The following is a 25,488-nucleotide window of genomic DNA, read 5'->3' as shown; positions in this document are numbered from 1 at the left end:
CGGTGGGATAAGGGACGGGGCCGAAGCCCCGGCTCATTTGGCATAGGCGGACATGTTTTCCGGCGTGACGAGTTCGAAGGGCACCCAGAGCGTCTTTTCGGTGCTTTGACCGGCAGCGGCCTTCACCGCCGTCTGAACGGAGACCTCGCCCTGCTTCGTCGCATTCTGGTAGACGGTGATATCGAGATCGCCCGCCTGCATCGCGGCAAGTCCATCGGGTGTCGCGTCAATGCCGGCAATGACGACGTCCTTCATGGATACGCCCGCTGCCTTCAGCGCCTGCACGGCGCCAATCGCCATTTCATCGTTGTTGGCGATGACCGCATCGAACTGTATGCCCGCCGTCAGCCAGGAGGAAACGAGGTCCTGTGCCTGCGTGCGGCTCCAGTTCGCCGTCTGCTTTTCAAGGATTTCGATCTTGCAGTCCGGCTTGGAGAACACCGTTTCCACATCCTTGGTACGAACCAGCGCCGCATGGTTTTCCAAAGGGCCCATCAGAATGACGGCCTTGCCCTTGCCGCCCATCAGCTTGCAGGCGGCTTCGGCTTCCATGGTGCCGGAATCAAGTTCATTGGAGCCGACAAATGCCGTGCCGTCAGGCAGCCCGGTTTCCAGCTCAGCCGGCGGATGGTTCACATAGACAAGCGGAATTTTCGCAGCGGATGCGGCCTTGGTTATCGCCGAGGTAGCGTCACCATCGACGGCGTTGACGATGATTGCATCGACGCCATTGGCAATGAAATTCTGCACCTGGTTCAGCTGCTTTGAAGGATCGAGCTGGGCATCCTCGACCAGAAGCTCGATGGTCTTGTCGCGCCCGGCCTCGGCCCTTATGCCGTTGAGCAGGATCGTCAGAAACGGATTGTCGAAAGACGTCATCGAGACTGCAATTCGGGTCTCGGCCAGAGCCGGTGTCGCGAAGATACAGAGTGCCGTCGCCATCAATAGTTTTTTCAAGGTTTCCTCCCGCGGAAATCGCTGCTGATTGCATTGTCCAGTTTTTGCCGTAGCCGGTCGTGCCCGGCTGCGGCGCGTCAGGCCCCTCCGGCGGCACTCCCCCGGGGAGCGGAAGCCGGCAGGCACGGCCATGGCTCAGTTCCCGGCCTGATGGTTTTTGAGATCGGCCGGCCTTACCAGCTCGAAGGGCACGAAGACCCTCCTGTCTGCCGCAGCGTTTCCGGCAGGTTTCAGCGCCATCGAAACTCCAACGGCCTGCACCGGCGCGCCCGTCGTCCGCATGGTCGCGAAGGCTGCATTGGCGAAATGTCTTTTCATCTCGTTCCCCCTCCAAACCTTGAAAAGAACCGGCCGCACCATCGCGCTCGAAGTGCGCCGTCACGGCTTTCCGGAAAAAGCTGCCCCCGCGCCGCGAAGGAATATCCGCGGCGTCAAGCAACCCCGACGTAATCTCATGCTGTGAAGGTCGGCCTCCTGTCCGCTCCACAGGCAGGCAAGATTTCCTAGTCCGGTCACCACGTCAACGCGTCAGCAGCAGGCAAAACCATCAAGCATGATAGAAACGGGCGGGTGCGATATGATGTAATCTATCAAACCATCAAAGGCTTTCAGGAACCCAGAGATGGGCAGGAAGGAAACGCTGTCCCGGCGTCTCCGCCATGCCATGTTCGATAGTGTGAACCATGGTTGCGATGAGATCGGCGCACAATTCGCGCAGCGGGGTCTGGAACACGCCGCTGATGCTGCCTTCCAGCAGTGCCTGGCGGGACACGGGGGTCAGTTCGTTGACAAGGCAGACAATGGGTTCCTGCCGCTTTTCGTGTTGAAGCGCCTCGATCACCCCTTCCATGCCGCCGCCCACGCAATAGATGCCGACGAGATCCCTGTGCTTGGCGATAGAGTCCATCACGAGCTCATAGGTTACGCGTCGCGTTTCCAGCGTGATCAGGGCATCCATAACCTCAAATTCCGGCGCATATTCACGCATGTAGCTGCGAAAACCGGTTTCGCGCAGTGAATGACCATGAAACCGGTGACCACCAAGCAGCAGAAGCACCTTGCCCTTGCTGCGCGCCAGTCGTGAGATCATCCACGCCGCTGTGCGCCCCACCTTCATGCTGTTGACACCGAGATAAGCTTCCCGCACGCCCTGGGCAAAATCGGAAAGCAGCGAGAATGTCGGAATGCCCTTGATCTTCAATGCCTCGACGGCGGCCGTGACATCGTGGTGGTCCGGCCCGGTAGCGGCCACCGCCTGTACCCGGCCCTTCATGCCCATAAGCAGCGCCGCAAGCTCCGCCGGCTCACCGGATTGCGCAAATTCGATGCGCAGATTGACGTGGCGATCCCGGATGTTGCGCGCCGCAAGCTCCAGCTCGTCGGCAAAGGTCTGATAAAAGGCGTGCCGCTCCTTGCGCAGAATGATGCCAAGGCCATAGGACGGCATATCCGCCAGCATACGCTGACGAATGATGTTGGTGGCATGAAAGCCGATCTTCTCCGCGGCCTCGAACACACGCCGCGAGGTTTCCTCCCGCACCGGCAGGCGGCCGTTCAGCACCCGGTCGACCGTGGCGACGCTGACGCCGGCGGCCTTTGCAACATCGGTAATGGTCGGACGTTTCATGCGGGTGCCCCGTAGACGGAAAGATTCCTGTCATATCTCGCAAAACATGTCACGGATCATGATGGAATCCAACATGTGCAGAGGGATAAGAGCGTGGAGTACTTTATCAGGGAATAATCGACCGGGGCCTGCATCGCAGGGCCGGCTTGCTTGGCCCAGCACGCCTCCTCCCCTCATCTCTGTGCTTGTCACAGAGACTCAGCCAGCCCAAGTCCCTGGGCTGAGAGGAGTCTTTCCGCCGCGCAGACGCGCGTCGGCTGGATTCCTGTGACAAGCACAGGAATGAGGGGGCTGGGATGTGTCAGAGCGAAAAAATCACCTGCCGAGTAACCTGAATGGCCACTGTCACACTAAGGAAGATGCGGCAGCGGGCATTCGTACCGGTTTACGGCGGCATTAGCACCGTCATCACGATGCTGAAGCCGTTATCCCGTCAGATCCGCTCCAGCGCGACGGCGATACCCTGCCCGACGCCGATACACAAGGTGGCGAGCGCCAGCTGCTTGCCCGTCAAGGAAAGTTCGAGCGCCGCCGTGCCGGCGATACGCGCACCGGACATGCCGAGCGGATGGCCGAGCGCGATGGCACCGCCATTCGCATTTACCCGCGCATCGTCATCGGCAATGCCGAGCTGGCGCAGCGTTGCAAGGCCCTGACTGGCGAATGCCTCGTTCAGCTCGATCACATCGAGCTGTTCCTGCTTCAGCCCGAGCCGCGCCAGAAGTTTGGCGGAGGCCGGAGCCGGGCCGATGCCCATCACGCGCGGCGGCACGCCGGCAGCGGCGCCACCGAGGATACGGGCGATGGGAGTGAGGCCATATTTCTTCGCAGCCTCGGCTGACGCGATGATAAGCGCGGCCGCACCATCATTGACGCCAGACGCATTGCCCGCCGTTACCGTAGCGCCCTCGCGCTTGTTCACCGGCTTCAGCTTAGCCAGTGCTTCGAGGCTTGTGGCCCGCGGATGTTCGTCCTTCGAGACGACAAGTGGATCGCCCTTGCGCTGGGGGATCGTTACCGAAACGATTTCCCTGTCGAGACGGCCATTGGCCTGCGCATCCGCCGCCTTCTGCTGACTGCGTACGGCGAAGGCATCCTGATCCTCGCGCGAGACCTGATAATCGACCGCGACATTGTCACCGGTTTCCGGCATGGAATCGACGCCATATTGCGCCTTCATCAGCGGGTTGACGAAACGCCAGCCGATGGTGGTGTCGTAGATTTCGGCATTGCGCGAAAAAGCGCTCTCCGCCTTGGGCAGAACGAAGGGCGCTCGGCTCATGCTTTCGACGCCGCCGGCAATCATCAGCTCCGCCTCGCCCGATTTGACGGCCCGGGCGGCAGCAATGACGGCATCCATGCCGGAACCGCACAGACGATTGATGGTCGTTCCGGTTACCGACACCGGCAGGCCGGCGAGCAGCAACGACATGCGCGCCACGTTACGGTTATCCTCACCCGCCTGATTGGCGCAGCCGAAGATCACATCCTCGACGGCTTCCCAGTCGATGGAAGGATTGCGTTCCATCAGCGCCTTCAGCGGCACCGCGCCGAGGTCATCCGCCCTCACGGAAGAAAGCGCACCGCCGAAACGGCCAATGGGCGTGCGGATGTAATCGCAGATATAGGCTTCGGTCATCGGTGTTTCCTCAAAGTTCCGGTGCAACGAGATCAGCAACCGTGCCATCCACATGAAGCGGCGCGCCGGTCATGGCCTGCAATTCCTCAAACGTCATTGCCGGCAGTTTTTCACGCAGCACGAAGCGGCCATCAACCACGTCAATCACCGCGTGGCTGGTATAGATGCGGGTGATGCAGCCGACGCCGGTCAGCGGGAAGGCGCATTTCTCAACCAGCTTTGGCTCGCCATTCTTGGTCACATGTTCGGTGATGACGAAGACCTGCTTGGCCCCATGAACCAGATCCATCGCCCCACCGACGGCTGGCACACCCCTGGAGCCGACGCGCCAATTGGCGAGATCGCCATTCTGGGCCACCTGATAAGCCCCGAGGATCGCCACATCCAGATGTCCGCCACGCACCATCGCGAAGCTGTCGGCATGGTGGAAGAAGGCGGCACCCGGCTTCAGCGTCACGGCCTTCTTGCCGGCATTGATGAGGTTCCAGTCCTCCTCGCCTTCCGGCGGCGCTTCGCCGAAATTCAGGATGCCATTTTCGGTGTGGAAGATCGCCTGACGGCCGGGTGGCTGATAGCGCGCCACCATTTCGGGAAAGCCGATGCCGAGATTGACGTAGGCGCCATCCTCGATGTCCTGCGCCGCGCGCCATGCGATCTGGGCGTTGGAAAGCTTGATGTCTTCGCGGGTGTCGATGGTCATGGTCATGCGTAGGCTACTCCGGCGCGAATGAGGACTTCTTCCTGTTGCGGATCGGGAATTTCCACGACGCCGTTCACGAAAATACCCGGCGTCACGACATGCTCCGGATCGATCTCGCCGGCGGCGACGATCTTCGAGACCTGCGCAATGGTGGTTTTCGCGGCCATGCACATCAGCGGGTTAAAATTGCGCCCGGCCTTGTTGTAGGTGAGGTTGCCATAGGTGTCGCCAAGCTCGGCCTTGACGATGGCAAAGTCGGCCTTCAGCCAGCGCTCCTGCACGTAGGAGCGGCCGTCGAATTCCGCGATTACCTTGCCTTCTGCCAGTTCCGTGCCGAAGCCGGTCGGGGTGTAGAAGGCCGGAATACCGGAACCGCCAGCGCGAATGCGCTCGGCAAGCGTGCCCTGCGGCACCAGCTCCAGCTCGATTTCGCCGGCCAGATAGCGGTCAGTGAAGGCGCGCGGATCCGAAGATCGCGGGAAGGAGCAGATCATCTTCTTGACCATGCCCGCATCGATCATCGCGGCGATGCCGATGCGGCCGTTGCCGGCATTGTTGTTGATGACGGTAAGGTCCTTCGGTCCCTTGTCGATCAGTGCGTGGATCAGCTCGATCGGCGCGCCGGAGCCGCCGAAACCGCCGATCATGATCGTCGCACCATCGCCGATGCCAGCAAGCGCCTTTTCCGCGCTCTTGATTGTCTTGTCCATTCTTAAAACCTCCATCCAGCCGAGCGGATGGACCGGCAGGGCTGCTTCGCCATGAGGTAAAGCCGAAATTGCCTCGACGGCAAGGATTTTGTGCGTTATATGATTTTTGTTCGTATATCGCACAAATGGAGCGTAGCCATGGCCGTCAGCGAAAGAGACATGATGGGCGGTCTCGCCAAGGGATTGCGCGTGATCGAAGCCTTCAGCGCCGAGCGGCCGCGCCTGTCCATCTCCGATGCCGCCGAGATCGCCGGACTGGACCGCGCCACCACACGCCGCTGCCTGCTCACGCTATCGGAGCTTGGTTATGCCGCCTATGACGGCAAATTCTTTACCGTCACGCCGAAGGTGCTGCGGCTCGGCACCGGCTGCCTCGCCACCATGCCGCTGCCGAAAATCGTACAACCGCTCATCGACCATCTCTCTGAGGAGATCGGCCAGAGTACCTCCGTCTCTATCCTGGACGAGACCGAAATTGTTTATGTCGCCCGCGCCGCCCAGCAGCGGGTCATGTCCATTGCGCTGATGCCCGGGTCGCGCCTGCCCGCCTATTGCACCTCCATGGGCCGTGTTCTTCTTTCCGCTCAGCCGCCCGAACGCCAGCGCGACATTCTCGAAGCCTCCCGGCTGGTCGCCCGCACGGAAAAGACGATTACCGATATTCAGGCCCTGCTCACCGAGATCGAGGTGACCGGCCATCGCGGTTATGCGTTGATCGATCAGGAAGTCGAAATCGGCCTTCGCTCCATCGCCGTGCCGCTGAAAAGCGTGCGTGGCCAAACGGTTGCCGCGCTGAATGTCGGGCTCGCCGCCTCGGTCGCTTCGATGGATGATCTGGTGGAGCGATATTTGCCCGCCCTTCTGTCCGTTCAGCGGGAACTGGCGAGAATGCTGGTCTGAAGCGGCATCTGCCGCACGCCGGTATCGCCCATCCTGCGCTGCTCGGCGAGCCACCAGGCGCGCGGCGTCATGCCGGTTTCCCGCCTGAAGAAGCGGTTGAAATAAGCGGGATCGGCAAATCCAAGACCCTCCGCGATCATCTGTACGCTGGAAACGGTGAAGACCAGTTCCTGCTGGGCGATCTCGATCTGGCGCTTGGCAATCAGCCGCTGCAGGCTGAGCCCGGAAACGGAACGGACAAGCCGGTTGAGGTGCGTTTCCGAAAGGCCGAGCTTCCTCGCATAAAAACCGGCTTTCTGCGGCTCGCGGATATGGCGGGCGATCAGCGACAGCAACCGTTCGAAACGCTGCTCCGCCAGGCCCTCACCGCTTGTTTCCAGAAGCGGCCGCGCCGCCCGTGAAAGAAGCGCTACGACGGTCGCAAGCTGGCCTTCTATCATCGCGTCGCGACCGATCTCACGGGCCTCATATTCCGCGGAAATCCGTTCGAACCCGCTGCGCACTCCTTCTCCATCGGCAAAATCCTGCAAGGGCAGAAGCACCGGTTGGGAGAAATTCCGCAGCAGAAGCGCCTGCACCGATGCCGGCAGCGCGCCCTGCAGCATAGTGACGATGACGCCGCCGATATCGCGGGAAAAACGGAAGCCGTGTTCGAAACCGGGTGGCACGATGATGGCGACCGGCGGGCGGATCGGCTCGATGCGGCCATCCAGCAAGGCATCGCCCTCGCCGCCAAAAATGTACAAGATTTGCAAAAAAGCAGAATGGCGATGCAGGCCGATTTCAAAGCGATGCAGGCTGCTCCGCGAAAAAAGCGTTTCGCAATGGAAGCGAAAATCGCTGCCCTGCGCGGCTTCCTCACCATAGAGCCCTTCATTGGCAGTCACACGCATCTCATCCCCCTCCTGGACCCGATGGTCGGATTGTGCAATTTACGGACCGGAAAGTCCATTGAGCTTCCGGCAACGCTTGGTCAATTTCTTGACCGGAGACAAGTTCGGGAGGAAACAATGCGTACACAGGTCGTCATCATCGGCTCCGGTCCATCGGGGCTGTTGCTTGGCCAGCTTCTGGCGAAAGCCGGTGTCGAGACCGTCATTCTCGACCGCGTCAGCAAGGAATACATTCTCGGCCGCGTCCGCGCCGGCGTACTGGAAGAAGGCACGGTACAGCTCATGGAAAAGGCCGGCGCGGATAAGCGCCTGCGCCGCGAGGGTCTGCCGCATGACGGTTTTTCGCTGACCTTCGACGGTCGCGACCATCGTATCGATCTATTCGATCTGACCGGCGGCAAGCGTGTGACCGTCTATGGCCAAACGGAAGTGACCCATGACCTGATGGATGTGCGCGAAGCGGCCGGCCTCTCGACCATCTACGATGCATCTGATGTCGAGCCGCATGATTTCGATGGCGAAAGCCCTTATGTAACCTATCAGAAAGATGGCGTAACCCACCGGATCGATTGCGATTTCATTGCCGGCTGCGATGGTTTTCACGGGGTGAGCCGAAAATCCGTGCCGCAAGGCGCGATCAGGGAATTCGAGAAGGTCTACCCCTTCGGCTGGCTCGGCATTCTGGCCGAAGTGCCGCCGGTCAACCACGAACTCATCTACGCCAATCATCCGCGCGGTTTTGCGCTCTGCTCCATGCGCTCGCACACGCGCAGCCGTTATTACATTCAATGTTCGCTCGAGGACCGGCCTGAAGACTGGAGCGATGAACGTTTCTGGGATGAAATCCGCCGTCGCCTGCCGGAAAACCATGCGGATGCAATGGTGACCGGCCCCTCCTTTGAAAAATCGATCGCGCCGCTCCGTTCCTTTGTCAGTGAACCAATGCGGTTCGGACGGCTGTTTTTAGCGGGGGATGCCGCCCATATCGTGCCGCCAACGGGTGCCAAGGGCCTGAACCTTGCCGCCAGCGACGTACATTATCTGAGCGAGGCGCTGATCGAGTTTTATCGCGACAGGTCTGAGGCCGGCATCGACGCCTATTCGCAGAAGGCGCTTTCCCGCGTGTGGAAGGCGGTGCGCTTCTCCTGGTGGATGACGACGATGATGCATCGTTTTCCCGATACGGGGGATTTCGGCCAGCGCATTCAGGAGGCGGAACTGGATTATCTCGTCCAATCGCGCGCCGCTTCCACCGCGCTTGCGGAAAATTACGTGGGGCTTCCCTATTAGGGCTGCCCCAGACACGCGGCTTTTATCTCTACCGTTTCCACACCTCACCCCGGACCTGATCCGGGGTCCAGCGCTATCAAGTCATTGATCGCCAAAAAAGGACTCTTTTCACGGCGCAGACGCGCCGTGGCTGGATTCCGGCTCAAGGCCGGAATGACGGAGGAGAGGTTCTCAGACTTTTCCGACCCTCACCCTCATCTCAAGAACCAGCCTCCGCCCTCCCATCCAGCAACTCGCCCGCCGCCTCACGTATGGCCTGCATCAGCAGCGAAAGCGGCAGCGAGGGCTGCGTATCGGCCCGGACCGTCAGACCCACCGGCCCGCTGGTATCGCCGGTCTCGACCGGCAGAATTTCGAGGATGCCATCCGCCACATCCGCCGCCACCACGCCCTCCGAGATGATCCAGATCGCGTCGCTGGTGCGCAGAAAGGCGCGACCGAAGGCGTCGGATACGGTTTCGATGCGGATCGGCAGGGCCGGAACACCGTTGGCGATCAAAAACTGTTCCACGACAGGACCGATGACGGACTGCCGTGTGGGCATCAGCACCGGATATTCATGCAGGTGATCGAACACCGAAACACCGGGCGACAGAAGCGGGTGGCCAGCCCGCACCACGAAGCGCACCCTTTCCGAATAGAGATGCTCGAAGGAAAACCCGGCCATCTTCTGCGGCGCCGCGAGACGGCCGACGACGAGATCGAGATCGCCGACCCGCAGCTGCTCCAGCAGAACGGCGTTTTCGCCCGTCACGATCTTCACCGGGCTGCCGGTCTTTTCCGCCAGAAAACCGGCCATCGCCTTCGGCATGATGCGGACCGAAACCGTGGGCAGAGCACCCACCCGCACCGGGGGACCGGCGCGCGCCGCCTCCTGCGAAACCGAATCGACCGCCTGTCGCAACGCCGTCATCGTCGCGCCGGCGTGGCGCAGGAAAACCTCGCCGTAGCGGCTGATGCGAATGCCGCGACCTTCCCGGTCGAATAGCGAGACACCCAGAATCTCTTCCAGTTCGCGGATCGTTTTTGTCACCGCCGGCTGGCTGACATGCAGGATTTCGGCGGCGCGGATGACGCTTTTCTGCCGCGCAACCTCCACGAAGGTCTGCAGGTGGCGGAACTTGATACGCTGGTCGACCATCGCTCGTATAATCCAGTGGTTATGATTTTCATCGATAATGTCATTTTACTTAACCGGAACCCGCTTGCAATATCCCCGGCAGGAGGAGCCATCATGCATTTTCTGCGCTGCGGCGAGACCGTGATCCATTATCGCGTCAAGGGATTGGACAGCGGCAAGCCGGTCATCGCCTTCGTCAATTCGCTCGGTACGGATTTCCGCATCTGGGATGCGGTGATCGAGGTGCTTGGCGATGACTATGCCTACGTGCTGCACGACAAGCGTGGCCACGGGCTTTCCGATATCGGTTGCCCACCCTATTCGATCGACGACCATGCCGGTGACCTGATCGCGCTGCTCGATCATCTCGGCGTGAAAAGTGCCGTCATCTGGGGACTGTCCGTCGGCGGCCTGATTGCCCAGGGGCTTTATGCCCGCCGGCCCGATCTCGTCCGCGCACTCGTGCTCAGCAATACCGCTCACAAGATCGGCACGGCCGACATGTGGAACGCCCGCATCGACAAAATCTCTGCGGATGGCCTCGGCTCGCTGGTCGATCCCGTCATGGAGCGCTGGTTCACGCCCGCCTTCCGCACGCCTGACAATGCCGCCTATGCCGGCGCACGCAACATGCTGGCGCAGCAGCCGGAAGCCGGTTACAGCGGCACTTGCGCCGCCATCCGCGATGCGGATTTTACCGCTGCCGCCGGGCACATTGCCGTGCCGACGCTTTGTGTCGTGGGCGATCAGGACGGCTCGACACCGCCGGAACTGGTAAAATCGCTGGCAGACCTCATTCCCGCAAGCCGCTTTGTAACAATTGCCGGCTGCGGCCACATTCCCTGCCTTGAACAGCCACTCGCCTACGCGCAGGCCGCGTGCATTTTTCTCAAGACCTTGCCGGAGCATTGACCGATGGCGGACCAGAACAACAAGAACGAACGTTTCGAACAGGGCATGAAGACCCGTCGCTCCGTGCTGGGAGATGCCCATGTGGACCGCGCCCAGACCGTGACGACGGGCTTCGACCAGCCTTTTCAGCAGCTCATTACCGAAGGCGCCTGGGGCACCGTCTGGTCCGGCAATCAATGGACGAAACGCGAGCGCTCGATGGTCACCATCGCCCTTCTTGCGGCGCTGGGCCAGGACGAAGAACTTGCCATGCATGTGCGCGCCACCGTCAATACCGGCGCAACCGAGGCGGATATTCGCGAGGCGCTGATGCACGTGGCGATCTATGCCGGCGTGCCTGCCGCCAATCATGCTTTCAAGATTGCCAAGCTTGCCCTGGCCAGCATGAAAGCCGATAGTTCCCTTGATGAAACTGGCGATGGGGAGGAGACGAAATGAGCAACCAGCCACCAGAAACCGGGCCTTTCTTCGCGCGCAACCGCGATATTCACCCGCTGGCCTATGCGCCCGGCTACAAGACCTCGATCCTGCGCTCGCCGCAACGCGCCCTGATTTCGCTTGAGGGAACCAAGAGCGAGATCACCGGTCCCGTTTTTGGCCATGGCATGCTGAATCCGCTGGATAACGATCTCATCCTGAACTATGCCCGCCCCGGTGAAATGCCTGTTGGACCGCGTATTCTCGTTCATGGCCGGGTGCTGGACGAGCGCGGTCGCGGCGTCGGCGGCGCGCTGGTGGAATTCTGGCAGGCCAATGCCGGCGGTCGCTACCGCCACAAGAAGGAAAGCTACCTCGCCGCCATCGATCCGAATTTCGGCGGCGTCGGCCGCACGATCACCGACGAGAACGGCTATTACTGGTTCAAGACCATCCAGCCGGGCGCCTATCCCTGGCCGAACGGCGTCAATGACTGGCGGCCGGCCCATATCCATTTCTCCATCTTCGGTCACGGTTTCGCGCAGCGCCTCATCACCCAGATGTATTTCGAGGGCGATCCGCTGATCTGGAAATGTCCGATCGTCAAAACCATTCCGGACGAGGATGCGATACGGAGACTGATCGCGCCACTGGACATGAATGCGACGCTGCCGATGGACATGCTGGCCTATAAGTTCGATATCGTGCTGCGCGGTCGCCGCTCCACCCTTTTCGAAAACCGCATGGAGGGCAACTGACCATGGTTCAGCCGCTCAACTATTTCAAGGAAACCGCCTCGCAGACGGCAGGCCCCTATGTGCATATCGGCTGCACACCCAATTTCGTCGGCATCGAAGGCGTGTTCGAGAAGGATCTCGGTTCCGGCCCGCTTTATAACGACAAGGCCCGCGGCGAGCGCATCAGCGTGCGCGGCACGGTCTATGACGGCGCCGGCATGCCGCTCAAGGATGCGCTAATCGAGATATGGCAGGCCGATACCGACGGCTATTACAACAGCCCGAGCGAAACGCGCGGCAAGGCCGATCCGAATTTCATCGGCTGGGGCCGCTCGCCCGGTGACATGGATACGGGCGAATTCGTCTTCGAAACCATCAAGCCCGGCTCGGTGCCGTTCCGCGACGGTCGGCCGATGGCGCCGCACATCACCTTCTGGATCGTCGCGCGCGGCATCAATATCGGCCTGCAGACCCGTATGTATTTCCCGGAAGAACAGGAGGCCAATGCCGCCGATCCCGTTCTCGCCCGCATCGAGCAGAAAAGCCGCATCGCCACGCTTGTCGCCAAAAAGGAAGAAGGCAACGTTTATCGTTTCGATATCCGTCTGCAGGGCGAAGGCGAAACCGTGTTTTTCGATATCTGACGCATATCGCGCAAAAGTGTGCAGCGGTTTTGCGACAACGATATGCGCAAAAGAAAGCGAGACGGACGATGAGCCTTTCCCCCTTCGAGCACCCTTTCCTCTCAGGCCTTTTCAGCGACAGCGAAATCGTCGAGCTGTTTTCGGCAAGGGCGGATATCGACGCCATGATCCGTTTCGAAGCGGCGCTGGCGGAGGCGGAGGCGGAGGCTGGCATCCTTGCGGATGAGGTGGCACAAGCGATTGTCTCAGGCCTGTCGGACTTTGCCGCCGACGTCACCGCCCTTCGCCACGGCGTCGCAAAGGATGGCGTTGTGGTTCCCGAACTCATCCGGCAGATGCGGGCGGCCGTCGCCGGCAAGGCAGCGGACAAGGTGCATTTCGGTGCGACAAGCCAGGATGTCATCGATACCAGCCTGATGCTGCGGCTGAAATTGGCGGCGGAAATCATCGCCATGCGGCTCGGACGTCTCGTCGATACGCTGGGAGATCTCGCCTCCCGCGACGGCCACAATCCGTTGACGGGCTACACCCGCATGCAGGCCGCGATCGGCATCACCGTCGCCGACCGGGCGGCAAGCTGGATTTCACCGCTGGAGCGCCATTTACTGCGGCTCCAGAGCTTCGCGCAGACCGGTTTCGCCCTGCAATTCGGCGGCGCGGCCGGCACGCTCGAAAAGCTCGGTGACAATGCCGCAGCCGTGCGCATCGATCTGGCAAGGCGCCTCGGCCTTGCCGATCGGCCACAATGGCAAAGCCAGCGCGACGGCATCGCCGAATTTTCCGGTCTGCTTTCGCTGATCACGGGCACGCTCGGCAAGTTCGGGCAGGACATCGCGCTCATGGCCGAACTCGGCACGGAAATCCGTCTCTCCGGAGGCGGCGGTTCCTCGGCCATGCCGCACAAACAAAACCCGGTCAATGCCGAAACGCTGGTGACGCTCGCGCGCTTCAATGCCGTGCACATATCGGCGTTGCACCAGTCGCTTGTGCACGAACAGGAAAGGTCCGGTGCGGGCTGGATGCTGGAATGGCTGTCGCTCCCACAAATGGTGACGGCAACGGGAGCCTCGCTGTTGATCGCCGAGCGGTTGGCGGGGCAGATAGACAGGTTGGGCGCAGGCGACAACGAGCCTCAGGACGATCGGCATCTTCCATAGACCAGGGCTTCAAGGGACTGCCAGACGGGCGGCCGGTGGCGACATGGTGACGTGCGGAAAGCGCTTGCGCTCCTTTGCATTAGCCATTGATAAAAAAGACTTTATCGGGAATTTCAAAAAATAAAAAAACCGCGGTAACGCCACTTTTTAACCGGACATGGCGCTTGACACAAAAATGAACTAACTGGTACAAACATTAAGATTAACGAGACGCCGCCGGCAAGGGTTCGAAGCCCGCAGCGGCAAAAATCGACAAATGGAGGGCTTTGGCGCCGCACGGTTCCAGAGCGATGCGGACAAGGCGCAAAGCCTGTCCGGGCCCGAAGGGGTTGGGAGGAAGAATGTCTTACAGTCTCGATTTCTCAGCGGTCATAGACCGGCTGCCCGAGCTGCTTTTAGCCTGTCTGGCGACGATCGGCCTTGCCATTGCCGGCATGTCGCTTGCCACCGTCATCGGGGTTCTCGGGGTTGTCGCCCGACGCTCGCGTTTCAGGCTGCTGCGCGGCATCGTCATCGGCTTTGTGGAAGCCATCCGCAATACGCCGTTTCTGGTGCAGATATTCTTCATCTTCTTCGCCCTGCCGCAGATCGGCATCAAGCTCAATCCCACCGTCACCGCCATCATTGCGCTGGCCCTGAACGGTGGCGCCTACGCCATTGAAATCATTCGAGGCGGGGTCGATTCCATCCCCAAGGGCCAGGTGGAAGCGGGCCTCGCGCTCGGCCTGCACCGGGCGCAGATCTTCCGCCATATCATCCTGAAGCCGGCGTTGCGCGCGGTCTATCCGTCACTCACCAGCCAGTTCATCATGCTGACGCTGACGACGTCGGTCTGCACTTCGATCGCCGCTTATGAGCTGACTTCGGTCGCGCAGAAGATCGAGGCGGATACGTTCAGGTCCTTCGAGGTCTATTTCTCGATCACGCTGCTTTATCTCGTCATTTCCTCGCTGATGATGGCCGTCTTCTCGCTCATCTCCCGCCTTTCCTTCAGCTATCCGGTCAAGTGAGGAGAAAAGACAATGGCATCCATCGGTCCCAACGAACTCTTCTTCCTGCTGCAGGGCCTGAAATGGACCCTTGCGCTGACCATCATCGGCTTTATCGGCGGCGGCATTTTCGGCCTTTGCGTGGCGCTCGCCCGCGTTGCGGACAGCCCGGCAATCCAGCGGGCAAGCACGGCCTACATCGCCATCTTCCAGGGCACGCCGCTCCTGATGCAGCTTTTCGTCGTTTATTACGGCGTGGCGCTCGCCGGCCTCAATGTCGATGCCTGGATCGCCGTTGCCATCGCCTTCACGCTGCATGCCAGCGCCTTTCTGGGTGAAATCTGGCGCGGCGGCATCCAGGCTGTGCCGAAGGGCCAGACGGAAGCGGCCAATGCGCTCGGCCTGCATTACGTCTCACGCATGAAGGATGTGATCCTGCCGCAGGCGCTCAAGATTTCACTGCCGGCCACCATCGGTTTCCTCGTGCAGCTCATCAAGGGCACCTCGCTTGCGGCGATCGTGGGTTTCGTCGAGCTCTCCCGCGCCGGACAGATCGTCTCCAACCAGACGTTCCGCCCGCTCACCGTCTTCGCCCTCGTCGGCATCATCTATTTCCTGATCTGCTGGCCGCTCTCCCTGTGGGGCGCTGGCGTCGAAAAGCGGCTGCAGGCCGCGTCCCGTTAAACGTCAAAACCATCTCATCAGCTTTGTAAGGAGGAGCAAAAGATGAAAACCACCAGCATGAAATTCTCGCGTCGCGCCCTGCTCGCGCTCGCCGCGGCAACGGTTGCGCTGCCTTTCGTGACACCGGGCGATGCTTTCGCCGGGACCGTTGAAGAGGCAAAGGCCAAGGGCAAGGTCGTCATCGGCATTCAGGGTGACAATTCGCCCTGGGGCTTCGTGAATTCCAGCGGCGTGCAGGATGGTCTCGATGCCGATATCGGCAAGGCCTTCGCGGACTATCTCGGCGTGAAGGCCGAGTTCGTGCCGCTCGCCGTCGCAAACCGCATCCCGGCGCTGCTGACCGGCAAGGTCGACGTGCTCTTCGCCACCATGGCCATGACCGCCGAGCGCGCCAAGAGCATCCAGTATTCGAAGCCCTATGTCGGCAACGTGTTTTCCGTCTATGCCCCCAAGGACAAGAAGATCGCCGGTTACGATGATCTGACCGGCATCAATGTCGGCGTGCCGAAGTCGAGCGCCATGGACACGGCGATTACTGCCGGTGCCGGCTCCAAAGCCAATATTCTGCGCTTCGATGACGACGCCGCCAACATTCAGGCGCTGATATCGGGCCAGGTCGAAGCCGTGGGCGGCAACATGTTCTACGGCGACCGGCTGAACAAGGCCTCCGAGGGCAAGTACGAATCAAAGTTCGAACTGACGACCATGTATAACGGCGCCGGCACCCGCCCGGGCGAGAAGGACTGGAACGAAACCGTCAACGCCTTCCTCGACAAGATCAAGTCGGATGGTCAGCTCGCCAAGATTTACGACAAATGGATGAAGCGCGAAGTGCCGGCCTTCCCGGACAGCCTTCCCGACATCCCCTTCACCGTGAAGTAATCTGGAGGTTTCCATGCCGCAATCCGCCGCCGCACAGGTTCCGCTTATCGCCCTTGAAGGGGTCGGAAAGTGGTATGGAGCCTACCACGCGCTTAAAAATGTCAACATGACGGTTCGCAAGGGCGAGAAGATCGTTCTTTGCGGCCCGTCCGGTTCGGGCAAATCCACCCTCATTCGCTGCATCAACCATCTGGAGGAAATCCAGGAGGGCAAGATTACGGTGGAGGGAACCATGCTTTCGGATTCCAGCCGCGCCATCGATGCGGTTCGGCGCGAAGTGGGCATGGTGTTCCAGAGCTTCAATCTCTTCCCGCACAAGACCATCATGGAAAACTGCACGCTGGCGCCCATGCGGGTGAAAGGCCTGTCGAAGGCCGATGCGGAGGCGACGGCACGCAAATATCTGGAGCGCGTGCGCATTCTCAACCAGGCCGACAAGTACCCCGCCCAGCTTTCCGGCGGCCAGCAGCAGCGCGCGGCGATTGCGCGGGCGCTGTGTATGGAACCGAAGGCGATGCTGTTCGACGAACCGACCTCGGCCCTCGATCCGGAAATGGTGAAGGAAGTGCTCGACACCATGATCGGTCTTGCCCGCGACGGCATGACGATGATCTGCGTCACGCATGAAATGGGTTTCGCCCGGCAGGTGGCCGACCGCGTGGTCTTCATGTCGGAAGGCGAGATCATCGAGGAAGGCCCCCCGGAGGAATTCTTCCGCGATCCCAAGCACCAGCGTACCCGCACGTTCCTTGGCGAAATTCTCGCCCATCATTGAGGTTCGCGCTCCGCGGGGAACTCTTGGCGACCTCCCGCGCAGAGACAGCGTCATCCCCGGGACAGGCCCGGGGATCCATGGAGCCAGCGGATGACAGATCCCCGGGATCAGGCCCGAGGATGACGACGGCGAGGTTTCAACACCTCGCCAGCAACCCGAAGGCAGGCGATGCCCGCCGCCGAACAGATGAACGACCCGAGATCATGACAGACAAAACCGCATTCAAGGTCGGCCTGATAGGCGCCGATATCCAGCTATCCAAGTCACCCGCGCTGCATATGCGCGAGGGAGCAGCCCATGGTCTCGACTATTCTTATGAGCTGGTGGATGTCTCCGCCCGCAAATTGCCCTTAAGCGCCCTTCCCGATCTGCTCGATGAGCTGGAGGCGCGCGGTTTTGCCGGCACCAATATCACCCATCCGTTCAAACAGGCCGTCATCGCGCATCTGCACGAACTTTCTGACGACGCCCGGATGCTTGGAGCGGTCAATACCGTCGTCTTCCGCGACGGCCGCCGCATTGGCCATAACACGGACTGGTACGGCTTTTACGAAAGCTTCGTGCGCGGCCTGCCGGATGCAAAGCGTGATCGGGCGCTGCTGGTCGGCGCAGGCGGCGCCGGCGTGGCTGTCGCCCATGCCGCCCTGAAGCTCGATATTATGAGACTCGATATTTTCGATCGCGATTTGCCCCGGGCCGAGCGCCTGGCGAGCGAACTCAACGACCGGTTCGGAGAAGGGCGCGCCTTTGCCGTTGGCGACCCGGCCGCTTCCCTGCCCTTTGCCGATGGCCTGATCCACGCCACGCCAATGGGCATGCCCGCGCATCCCGGCATGCCGGTTTCGGCCGACCTGATCGAGCAACGACACTGGGTGGCCGACATCGTCTACATGCCGCTCGTGACCGAGTTGCTGGCGACGGCGGCGAAAAAGGGCTGCCGCACCCTGCCCGGCGGCGGCATGACGGTATTTCAGGCCGTTGGCGCATTCCGCCTCTTCTGCGGCCGCGAGCCGGACGCTGCGCGCATGACCGCACATTTCACCGAGCTGTGCATGGCGGAGGGGGTGGCATGAGCCTTTTCACAATCCTCAACGGCCCGAACCTCAACCTGCTCGGCCAGCGCCAGCCGGAAATCTACGGCTATGAAACGCTCGCCGATATCGAGTCCCGTTGCCGCGGGATCGCAGAAACCTCCGGCCACGAACTGTTTTTTGCCCAGAGCAACCGGGAATATGAGCTGATCGACTGGGTTCACGAAGCCCGCGGCAAATCCGCAGGCATCGTCATCAACCCCGGCGCCTTTACCCATACGTCGGTGGCCATCCTCGATGCGCTCAATGCCTTTGAGGGGCCGGTGATCGAGGTTCACATTTCCAACATCCACAAGCGCGAGGTCTTCCGGCACCACTCCTATGTCTCGACCCGCGCGGAAGGCGTGATCGCCGGCCTCGGCATCGAAGGTTATGACGTGGCGCTGCGCCACCTCATCGGCCGTCTTTCGCGCTCGTCGTGATATGGGCGGGCGTCAGCACATAACGCAGCACCATGTCGCTGACATGCCGCGACAATGTCTCCTGTCCCGCATCGGTGAACAGGCTGTCGCCGAAGATGAACGAGAACGTCGTGACATTCGAGACGTTGAAAAAGGACAGCGCGCTGATCTGCCAGTGCAATTCCAGCGCATCGATGCCCTCGCGGAAGACGCCGCTCTGCTGGCCTCGCAGCAGCACGCTTTCCAGCGCATCGATGGCCGGACGGTTGAGCTGGCGGATCGTTTCGGAGGACTGCATGTGCCGGCCGTGATGGATGTTCTCGATCATCACCATGCGAATGAAAGCGGGATTGCGCCGGTGGTGATCGAAGGTGAACCGACAGAGCTTGTCGAGCGCCGCAGCCGGTTCCAGATCATCGAGCTCCAGATCGCTCTCGCCGCCGCGAACCTTGGCATAAGCCTCCTCCAGAACGCGCTGGTAAAGGCTCTCCTTGTCGGTGAAATAATAATAGATCATGCGCTTGGACGTGCGCGTGCGCGCCGCTATTTCATCGATGCGGGCGCCGGAGAGGCCATTTTGCGAAAACTCTTCCATGGCCACCGAAAGAATGTCGCGGCGAACCCCTTCCGGATCACGCTTCGCCTGCCGGCTTTCTCGGGTCGCGTTCAAAGTCGCAGTTTTGGTCATCATCCATTCCATCGGTGGGGCGGCGGCCTGCGGTCACGCCCTGCTTATTAACCAATCAGTACATAAGGCTGAAAAGGAAGGCAATATGGCGAGCTATGACACAGCAGGACACGGCATGCCAATGCGCACATCCATTGCAACCGTATCGATCAGTGGCGAATTCCCCGAAAAGCTGGCGGCGATCGCCAAGGCCGGCTTTTCCGGCGTGGAGATTTTCGAAAACGATTTCCTGACCTATGACGCCTCCCCGCGCGAGGTAAAGGCACTGGCTGCCGACCACGGACTTGATATCACCCTGTTTCAGCCGTTCCGCGATTTCGAGGGCATGCCGGAGCCGCACCGCGCCCGCGCCTTCGAGAGAGCGCAGCGGAAATTCGACATCATGGGCGAACTCGGCACAGATCTGATGCTGATCTGCTCGAATGTCTCGCCGGTCTCGCTCGGCGGCATAGACCGCGCCGCCGCCGACTTCCATCAGCTGGGCGAACTCGCCGCAAAACATGGCGTGCGCGTGGGTTACGAGGCGTTGGCCTGGGGCCGTCACATCAGCGATCACCGCGATGCCTGGGAAGTGGTGCGCCGTGCCGACCACGCCAATGTCGGCATCATTCTCGACAGTTTCCACACGCTGTCGCGCAAGATCGATCCCAATTCCATCCGTTCCATTCCTGGCGACAAGATTTTCATCGTTCAACTGGCCGATGCGCCGCTGATCGACATGGACCTGCTCTACTGGAGCCGCCATTTCCGCAACATGCCGGGAGAAGGCGATCTGCCTGTCGTGGATTTCATGCGCGCCGTGGCTGCAACCGGTTATAGCGGCCCGCTGTCGCTCGAAATCTTCAATGACCAGTTCCGCGGCGGCTCGGCCCGGCTGCTCGCCGAGGACGGCCACCGCTCGCTCGTCAACCTGATGGATCAGGTGCGCCGTCTTGAGCCGGATATCAGAATCGACGTGCCCGCCATGCCGGACCGGGTTGAGACGCGGGGCGTGGAGTTCGTGGAATTCACCACGGCGCCGGAAGAAAAGATCAATCTGGAGGCGCTGCTCGCCACGCTCGGTTTCGAGAAAACCGCACATCACCGCAATCGCGATGTCGACCTCTACACCCAGGGCGATATCCGCATCGTCATCAATACCAGTGATGGCGGCGACAGTTTCGCCGGGGCGTCCTATTCCATCCACGGCACCAATGCCTATGCATTCGGCCTGAAGGTCGATGACGCCAAAGCGGCGCTGGCGCGTGCTGAAGCGCTGGGTGCGCCCACCTTCGCCGAGCCGCGCAAGACGGGCGAAGTCGCCGTCCCGGCCATTCAGGGCGTGGGCAACGGTGTCATTTATTTCCTCGACGATTCGCCGGCGCTTGCTTCCATCTGGGACAATGAGTTTGCGAAAGTCGGCGACAATAAACCAGCTGGCGATGCCGGGCTGAAGAGGATCGATCATCTTGCGCAAACAACGCATTACGATGAAATGCTGACGTGGCTTCTGTTCTACACCTCGCTATTTTCTACGCGCCGCACACCGATGATCGATGTGGTCGATCCGGGCGGGTTGGTGCGCAGCCAGGCGATTGAAAGCGTACCCTCACCGCATTTCCGCCTGACCATGAACGGCGCCGACAATCGCAAGACCTTCGCCGGCAAATTCCTGGCTGAAGGTTTCGGCACCAGCATCCAGCACATCGCCTTCGCCACCGACGATATTTTCGCGACGGCCAGGGCGATGCAGGCACGTGGCTTCCACGCCCTGCCGATCTCGCGCAATTATTACGACGATCTGGAAGCGCGTTTCGGTCTGGAGCCGGAATTTTCCGATGCTCTCCGGGCTGCCAGCATCCTTTATGACCGCGACGACAATGGCGAATATTTCCAGATCTACAGCCGCACCTTCGGCGAAGGTTTCTTCTTCGAAATCATCGAAAGACGCGGGGCTTACGGCGGTTATGGTGCCATGAACGCCCCCTTCCGCATCGCCGCGCAACGACGCCTTGCGCCGCCGGTTGGCATGCCGAAGGAATAGGTCTCGGCAGCGAAATCCTAAGAGGCTGCAGCGCTCAGGAATGCCGCTGCGGCCTGTTCTCAATTATTCCAATGTCGCTATCTCGTAATTGCGTGGAATGGCGGAGGTCGCCATAAACCACTCCGAAGCCCGCGTCCGCTGCTGATGAAAATCAAAGGCGGCACGATCGGCAAAAAGCTCCTCAACCCGCCAGATCAGGGGATCGTCTGTCTCGGATACCTCGAAGGAAATGCAGCCGGGTTCCTCTCTCGTCAGACGAAGATGTTCAGGAAGGTGGCGCCGGACCAGTTCGACATCATCCTTGGACAAGCATCGTAGAAAACCCCTCAGCCTGACTGCGCCCGCCCTATTGTTCATGCACGGCATTCCCATTCCTCTTCGTTCTTCTCAGCGTTTTCAGTGGCGCTACACGCGGAATACACGCCTCTTTGCGAAGCATTGTACAGGAACACGCGCTCAAAATCGGTGCATATGCGTATTTGTAGAGCAGTACACAAAAATTGTTCAACACTATGGACATGATTGTTCTGTTTTGTTAGCTTTTTCCATAAAACAAGGGCGGGGGAGAATAAGGTTTCATGCGCATTGTCGAATTGGCATCCGGCGTTTCGCGTCGGGTGGCTGACATGGATTTGACCGGTACGGCTGCGGCGGCACTGCGGCTATTAATGCGGGGCATCGCTTGTCGCGCGGCTCCCTGTGAAAAAGCATCCTGAAGATGCGATCTTACCCGACATTTTCGATATTCCCGCCCGGCGTTGCGCCAAGCTCGCCTGCCCATCGCTCTTTTCCTTTTCCAGACCACCGCGCCGCTTCACCGGCGCAGGCCACGCCGGAGACACTGACATGACTGCCGCAAACGCAAACGCCCTGCTGTCCGTCGAAGGCCTGAGCGTCGAGTTTGGCAACAGCCGCGTCGTGGACGATATTTCCTTTCGCGTCGAGCCTGGCCGCACGGTGGCGATCGTCGGCGAATCCGGATCGGGAAAATCGGTCACGTCGCTCTCCACCATGCGCCTTGCGGACATGATGGGCGCGACCTATCCGACAGGCAAAATCCTGTTTGAAGGCAGGGACTTGCTGAAGGCCTCTCAGAAAGAGATGCGCTCGATCCGCGGCAAGGAGATCGCCATGATCTTCCAGGAGCCGATGACCTCGCTCAACCCCGTCTTCACCATCGGCGACCAGATCTGCGAAGTGCTTGTGCTGCATGAGAAGATGGGTAAGCAGGCAGCGATGGCAGAAGCACAGAAGCTTCTCGAAATGGTGCGCCTGCCCGATGCCGCCGAGCTTCTGAAGCGATACCCGCACCAGCTTTCCGGCGGCATGCGCCAGCGTGTGATGATTGCCATGGCGCTCGCCTGTCGCCCGAAGCTTCTCATTGCCGACGAACCGACGACGGCGCTCGACGTGACCATTCAGGCGCAGATCCTCAACATCATGCGCGACCTGCAAAAGAAGCTCGGCATGGGCATGGTCTTCATCACCCATGACATGGGCGTGGTGGCGGAAATGGCCGATGACGTCGTCGTCATGTGGAAGGGCAAAAAGGTCGAGGAAGGTCCGGTCAAGGATATCTTCGCCAATCCGCAGCACCCTTACACGCGCGCCCTGCTTTCCGCCGTTCCGCGCCTTGGCAGCATGGAAGGTGAAGCCTTTCCGAAGCGCCTGCCGCTCACCGTGCTGCAGGATGGCCAGCCGGTCGTGATCGGTGAAGAGCGCGTGCAAAATACCGCGAAATACGACCAGAAACCGCTTCTGTCGGTCAAGGACCTGTTCGTGCGCTTCGATATCCGCAAGAACCTGTTCGGCAAGGCAACGCACCGGTGCAGCGCCGTGCAGAAGGTGAGTTTCGATATTCATGCCGGCGAAACGCTGGCGCTGGTGGGAGAATCCGGCTCGGGGAAATCCACCATCGGCCGCACCATCCAGCAGTTGCAGTCGGCCATCTCGGGCGAAATAACCTTCAACGGCCGCAGCTTTGCACAGATGTCGGCGGCGGAACGCTTCCGCATGCGTCAGGAAGTGCAATATATCTTCCAGGACCCCTTCGCCTCGCTCGATCCACGCAAGACGGTCGGTTTTTCGATTGCCGAGCCGATCAACACCCATGGTTTGATCAATGATCAGAAAGCCGTAAAGCGGCGGGTGGATGAATTGCTGGAGCGTGTGGGCCTCTCCTCCGAGCACGCCGCGCGGTATCCGCACGAGTTCTCCGGCGGCCAGCGACAGCGCGTCTGCATTGCCCGCGCGCTTGCTTCCGATCCAAAGCTTATCATTGCAGACGAGGCGCTGTCGGCGCTCGATGTCTCCATTCAGGCGCAGATCATCAATCTCTTCATGGATTTGCAGGCCGAGCGTGGCCTCGCCTATCTCTTCATCAGCCATGACATGGCTGTCGTGGAAAAGATGAGCCACCGCGTCGCCGTGCTTTATCTCGGCCAGATCATGGAAATGGGCAGCCGCCGCCAGGTCTTCGAAACGCCGACCCATGATTATACCCGCCGCCTGCTATCGGCCGTGCCGGTGGCCGATCCGACCATCGAGCGCCGCATCGCCATGATCGAGGGCGAAATTCCCAATCCCGTGCGCCGTGTCGGCGATGAGCCGGCCATTCTCGCCCATGAGGAAATCAATCCGGGCCACTTCATCGCGAAGAGCGCCTGAATAACAACCAGAACCACAACCATCTGAAGAGGAACAGGTAGATGACAATAATCAAGAAGGGGATGACGACAACGTTCGTCGCGCTTGCCATGGCCGCAACGGCCTTGACCGCCGCACCGGCTCTTGCCGCCGGCAAGATGACCATTTCCAGCCCGCAGGATCCGGGCAGCTGGGATCCGATCGACACCTTCCTCGTTCAATGGGCCGCTGTCGCCACCAACATCTTCGATGGCCTCACCTATCGCGGCCCGGACCTGAAGGTCGTGCCCGGCCTCGCCGAATCCTGGGAAGAGCTGGATGAAGGCAAGCGCATCCGCTTCAAGCTGCGCCAGAACGTCAAGTTCCACAATGGCGAGCCCTTTAACGCCGCCGCCGTCAAGTTCACCTTCGAGCGCCTTCTTGGCGAACAGGGTGCCAAGGGCCCGCAGCGCTCCAACTATGTCGCCATCGAAAGCGTCGATGTCATCGACGACTACACCGTCGACATGAAGCTGAAGGCGCCGGATCCGGTTCTGCTCACCAAGCTTGCCGGTTATGGCGGCATGATCGTGCCGCCGAAATATATCCAGGAAAAGGGTGAGGACAACTTCAACCTCAACCCTATCGGCACCGGCGCGTTCAAATTCGTATCCTATGCACCGAAGACCAACATCAAGCTTGAAGCCAACCCGGATTACTGGGGCGGCGCACCGAAGCTTTCCGAACTGGAATACCGCTTCATTTCAGAGCCGGCGACCGCCGTTGCCGAATTGCAGGCAGGCCGCGTCGATCTCGTCATTCCGCCCACCATCCCGATCGGCATGATCCCGGTCATCGAAGGCGATTCCAAGCTTCAGATCGTCAGCGTCCCCGGCCCGACCGTCGATGCGCTGCGTTTCAACACCCGTGACGGCATTACCGCCGATCCGAAGGTGCGCAAGGCCATCATCATGGCCGTCGACCGCGGCACGATCGTCAAGTCGATCCTTGCCGGCCAGGCATCGGAAATCGCAAGCTTCCAGAGCGCGCTGTCCTTCGGTTACGATCCGGAACTGAAGCCGCTGCCTTACGATCCTGAAGGCGCAAAGAAGCTTCTCGCGGAAGCCGGCGTCAAGCCGGGTGCGGCGCTCCAGATCGACATCCGCGGCAATGACGCGACGATGAACGAAGTGGCGCAGGTCATTTCCAGCTACCTCTCCATGGTTGGCATCACCGCTACCATCAAGCCCTATGAAACCAACGTTCTCCTGAACGACATCATTCCGCAGGGCAAGACCGGCGCGATGTTCCAGCAGAAATGGGGCGGCTGGACCTTCGATTACGATAACACCGCCTATTCCATGTATCACTCGGGTGAAAAGTGGAACCCCTATGACAAGGACGAAAAGCTGGACAAGCTCCTGGAATCCCAGCGTCCGCTGACGGACCGCGCCGAGCGCGAAAAGATTCTCAAGGAAATCGGCAGCTACACCGCCGAACGCGCGCTGGAAATCCCGCTTTACAACACCAATGCCATTTACGGCATCAACAAGCGGGTCAAGGGTTTTGTCGCACCGCCTGACAATCGCCTGAAGCTGACCGACGTTACCGTCGAATAATCGGGCTG

Annotated in this window: 26 protein-coding genes; 16 read left to right on the top strand and 10 right to left on the bottom strand. The window is 60.5% G+C overall.

Features of this window, described 5'->3' with window-relative positions; all coding sequences use genetic code 11:
- Positions 1–33 precede the first annotated feature (33 nt).
- The 6 genes from EGT36_RS26170 to EGT36_RS26140 form a co-directional block, all read right to left on the bottom strand.
- Positions 34–957 (bottom strand): sugar ABC transporter substrate-binding protein, encoded by a 924-nt coding sequence (locus tag EGT36_RS26170; RefSeq protein WP_004445103.1) that lies wholly within the window; start codon positions 955–957, stop codon positions 34–36.
- A 135-nt stretch (positions 958–1,092) separates the two neighbouring features.
- On the bottom strand, positions 1,093–1,275 hold the full coding sequence (locus EGT36_RS26165) for a hypothetical protein (RefSeq protein WP_125271354.1): 183 nt from the start codon (positions 1,273–1,275) through the stop codon (positions 1,093–1,095).
- 280 nt (positions 1,276–1,555) lie between these two features.
- Positions 1,556–2,584 (bottom strand): LacI family DNA-binding transcriptional regulator, encoded by a 1,029-nt coding sequence (locus EGT36_RS26160; RefSeq protein WP_004445104.1) that lies wholly within the window; start codon positions 2,582–2,584, stop codon positions 1,556–1,558.
- A gap of 433 nt (positions 2,585–3,017) precedes the next feature.
- Positions 3,018–4,223: a 3-oxoadipyl-CoA thiolase gene (gene pcaF, locus EGT36_RS26150; protein ID WP_125271353.1), complete on the bottom strand. Its 1,206-nt coding sequence runs from the start codon at positions 4,221–4,223 to the stop codon at positions 3,018–3,020.
- 10 nt (positions 4,224–4,233) lie between these two features.
- A complete protein-coding gene (locus EGT36_RS26145; RefSeq protein WP_125271352.1) occupies positions 4,234–4,929 on the bottom strand; it encodes a CoA transferase subunit B in 696 nt (231 codons plus the stop codon).
- A complete protein-coding gene (locus EGT36_RS26140; protein WP_125271351.1) occupies positions 4,926–5,633 on the bottom strand; it encodes a 3-oxoacid CoA-transferase subunit A in 708 nt (235 codons plus the stop codon). The genes EGT36_RS26145 and EGT36_RS26140 overlap by 4 nt, the downstream gene beginning before the upstream one ends.
- Positions 5,634–5,771: 138 nt before the next feature.
- Here EGT36_RS26140 and EGT36_RS26135 point away from each other — a divergent pair, with 138 nt between their 5' ends.
- A complete protein-coding gene (locus tag EGT36_RS26135) occupies positions 5,772–6,533 on the top strand; it encodes an IclR family transcriptional regulator (RefSeq protein WP_045531640.1) in 762 nt (253 codons plus the stop codon).
- Here the strand turns inward: EGT36_RS26135 and EGT36_RS26130 are convergent.
- On the bottom strand, positions 6,503–7,426 hold the full coding sequence (locus tag EGT36_RS26130) for a helix-turn-helix domain-containing protein (protein WP_125271350.1): 924 nt from the start codon (positions 7,424–7,426) through the stop codon (positions 6,503–6,505). The genes EGT36_RS26135 and EGT36_RS26130 overlap by 31 nt on opposite strands.
- Positions 7,427–7,543: 117 nt before the next feature.
- Between EGT36_RS26130 and pobA the strand changes: the two genes are divergently transcribed.
- Entirely contained in the window at positions 7,544–8,716 is a 1,173-nt protein-coding gene (gene pobA, locus EGT36_RS26125; RefSeq protein ID WP_004445111.1) for a 4-hydroxybenzoate 3-monooxygenase, read from the top strand.
- A 199-nt stretch (positions 8,717–8,915) separates the two neighbouring features.
- On the opposite strand, the gene pcaQ is transcribed toward pobA, so the two are convergent.
- A complete protein-coding gene (gene pcaQ, locus EGT36_RS26120) occupies positions 8,916–9,857 on the bottom strand; it encodes a pca operon transcription factor PcaQ (RefSeq protein ID WP_072493010.1) in 942 nt (313 codons plus the stop codon).
- Between the two features lie 93 nt (positions 9,858–9,950).
- Between pcaQ and pcaD the strand changes: the two genes are divergently transcribed.
- From pcaD to aroQ, 11 genes are all read left to right on the top strand, one after another.
- A complete protein-coding gene (gene pcaD, locus EGT36_RS26115; RefSeq protein WP_125271349.1) occupies positions 9,951–10,748 on the top strand; it encodes a 3-oxoadipate enol-lactonase in 798 nt (265 codons plus the stop codon).
- A gap of 3 nt (positions 10,749–10,751) precedes the next feature.
- A complete protein-coding gene (gene pcaC, locus EGT36_RS26110) occupies positions 10,752–11,186 on the top strand; it encodes a 4-carboxymuconolactone decarboxylase (RefSeq protein ID WP_125271348.1) in 435 nt (144 codons plus the stop codon).
- The gene (gene pcaH / locus EGT36_RS26105; RefSeq protein WP_004445116.1) at positions 11,183–11,923 is read left to right on the top strand and encodes a protocatechuate 3,4-dioxygenase subunit beta; all 741 of its coding nucleotides are present in this window, start codon (positions 11,183–11,185) and stop codon (positions 11,921–11,923) included. Before pcaC ends, pcaH begins: the two co-directional genes overlap by 4 nt.
- A gap of 2 nt (positions 11,924–11,925) precedes the next feature.
- Positions 11,926–12,546: a protocatechuate 3,4-dioxygenase subunit alpha gene (gene pcaG, locus EGT36_RS26100; RefSeq protein WP_004445117.1), complete on the top strand. Its 621-nt coding sequence runs from the start codon at positions 11,926–11,928 to the stop codon at positions 12,544–12,546.
- A 68-nt stretch (positions 12,547–12,614) separates the two neighbouring features.
- Positions 12,615–13,703, top strand: coding sequence for a 3-carboxy-cis,cis-muconate cycloisomerase (locus EGT36_RS26095; RefSeq protein ID WP_125271347.1), 1,089 nt, complete (start codon positions 12,615–12,617; stop codon positions 13,701–13,703).
- Between the two features lie 341 nt (positions 13,704–14,044).
- Positions 14,045–14,713 (top strand): amino acid ABC transporter permease, encoded by a 669-nt coding sequence (locus tag EGT36_RS26090; protein ID WP_004445120.1) that lies wholly within the window; start codon positions 14,045–14,047, stop codon positions 14,711–14,713.
- A 12-nt stretch (positions 14,714–14,725) separates the two neighbouring features.
- Positions 14,726–15,376 (top strand): amino acid ABC transporter permease, encoded by a 651-nt coding sequence (locus tag EGT36_RS26085; RefSeq protein ID WP_004445121.1) that lies wholly within the window; start codon positions 14,726–14,728, stop codon positions 15,374–15,376.
- Between the two features lie 42 nt (positions 15,377–15,418).
- Entirely contained in the window at positions 15,419–16,258 is an 840-nt protein-coding gene (locus EGT36_RS26080; RefSeq protein WP_125271346.1) for a transporter substrate-binding domain-containing protein, read from the top strand.
- A gap of 13 nt (positions 16,259–16,271) precedes the next feature.
- Positions 16,272–17,033 carry an amino acid ABC transporter ATP-binding protein gene (locus tag EGT36_RS26075; protein WP_004445125.1) on the top strand — a complete coding sequence of 254 codons (762 nt, stop codon included), beginning with the start codon at positions 16,272–16,274 and terminating at the stop codon, positions 17,031–17,033.
- Between the two features lie 203 nt (positions 17,034–17,236).
- Positions 17,237–18,106 (top strand): shikimate dehydrogenase, encoded by an 870-nt coding sequence (locus EGT36_RS26070; RefSeq protein ID WP_044459384.1) that lies wholly within the window; start codon positions 17,237–17,239, stop codon positions 18,104–18,106.
- Positions 18,103–18,546: a type II 3-dehydroquinate dehydratase gene (gene aroQ / locus EGT36_RS26065; protein WP_112766324.1), complete on the top strand. Its 444-nt coding sequence runs from the start codon at positions 18,103–18,105 to the stop codon at positions 18,544–18,546. The genes EGT36_RS26070 and aroQ overlap by 4 nt, the downstream gene beginning before the upstream one ends.
- Here the strand turns inward: aroQ and EGT36_RS26060 are convergent.
- Entirely contained in the window at positions 18,518–19,213 is a 696-nt protein-coding gene (locus tag EGT36_RS26060; protein WP_022562722.1) for a TetR/AcrR family transcriptional regulator, read from the bottom strand. The genes aroQ and EGT36_RS26060 overlap by 29 nt on opposite strands.
- Positions 19,214–19,334: 121 nt before the next feature.
- Here EGT36_RS26060 and EGT36_RS26055 point away from each other — a divergent pair, with 121 nt between their 5' ends.
- A complete protein-coding gene (locus tag EGT36_RS26055) occupies positions 19,335–21,236 on the top strand; it encodes a bifunctional sugar phosphate isomerase/epimerase/4-hydroxyphenylpyruvate dioxygenase family protein (protein WP_125271458.1) in 1,902 nt (633 codons plus the stop codon).
- 63 nt (positions 21,237–21,299) lie between these two features.
- Here the strand turns inward: EGT36_RS26055 and EGT36_RS26050 are convergent, their stop codons facing one another.
- Positions 21,300–21,602, bottom strand: coding sequence for a putative quinol monooxygenase (locus EGT36_RS26050; protein WP_125271345.1), 303 nt, complete (start codon positions 21,600–21,602; stop codon positions 21,300–21,302).
- 480 nt (positions 21,603–22,082) lie between these two features.
- On the opposite strand from EGT36_RS26050, the gene EGT36_RS26040 reads away from it, so the two are divergent.
- Both EGT36_RS26040 and EGT36_RS26035 read left to right on the top strand, forming a co-directional pair.
- The gene (locus tag EGT36_RS26040; RefSeq protein WP_004445135.1) at positions 22,083–23,903 is read left to right on the top strand and encodes an ABC transporter ATP-binding protein; all 1,821 of its coding nucleotides are present in this window, start codon (positions 22,083–22,085) and stop codon (positions 23,901–23,903) included.
- Positions 23,904–23,944: 41 nt separating this feature from the next.
- On the top strand, positions 23,945–25,480 hold the full coding sequence (locus EGT36_RS26035; protein ID WP_113382267.1) for an ABC transporter substrate-binding protein: 1,536 nt from the start codon (positions 23,945–23,947) through the stop codon (positions 25,478–25,480).
- Positions 25,481–25,488: the final 8 nt, after the last annotated feature.

Origin of the sequence: Agrobacterium sp. FDAARGOS_525 (assembly GCF_003938925.1) — a bacterium.
Taxonomy (GTDB): domain Bacteria; phylum Pseudomonadota; class Alphaproteobacteria; order Rhizobiales; family Rhizobiaceae; genus Agrobacterium; species Agrobacterium pusense.
Note: the sequence above shows the minus strand (reverse complement) of the source record. Positions and strands in the feature narration are given on the sequence as shown.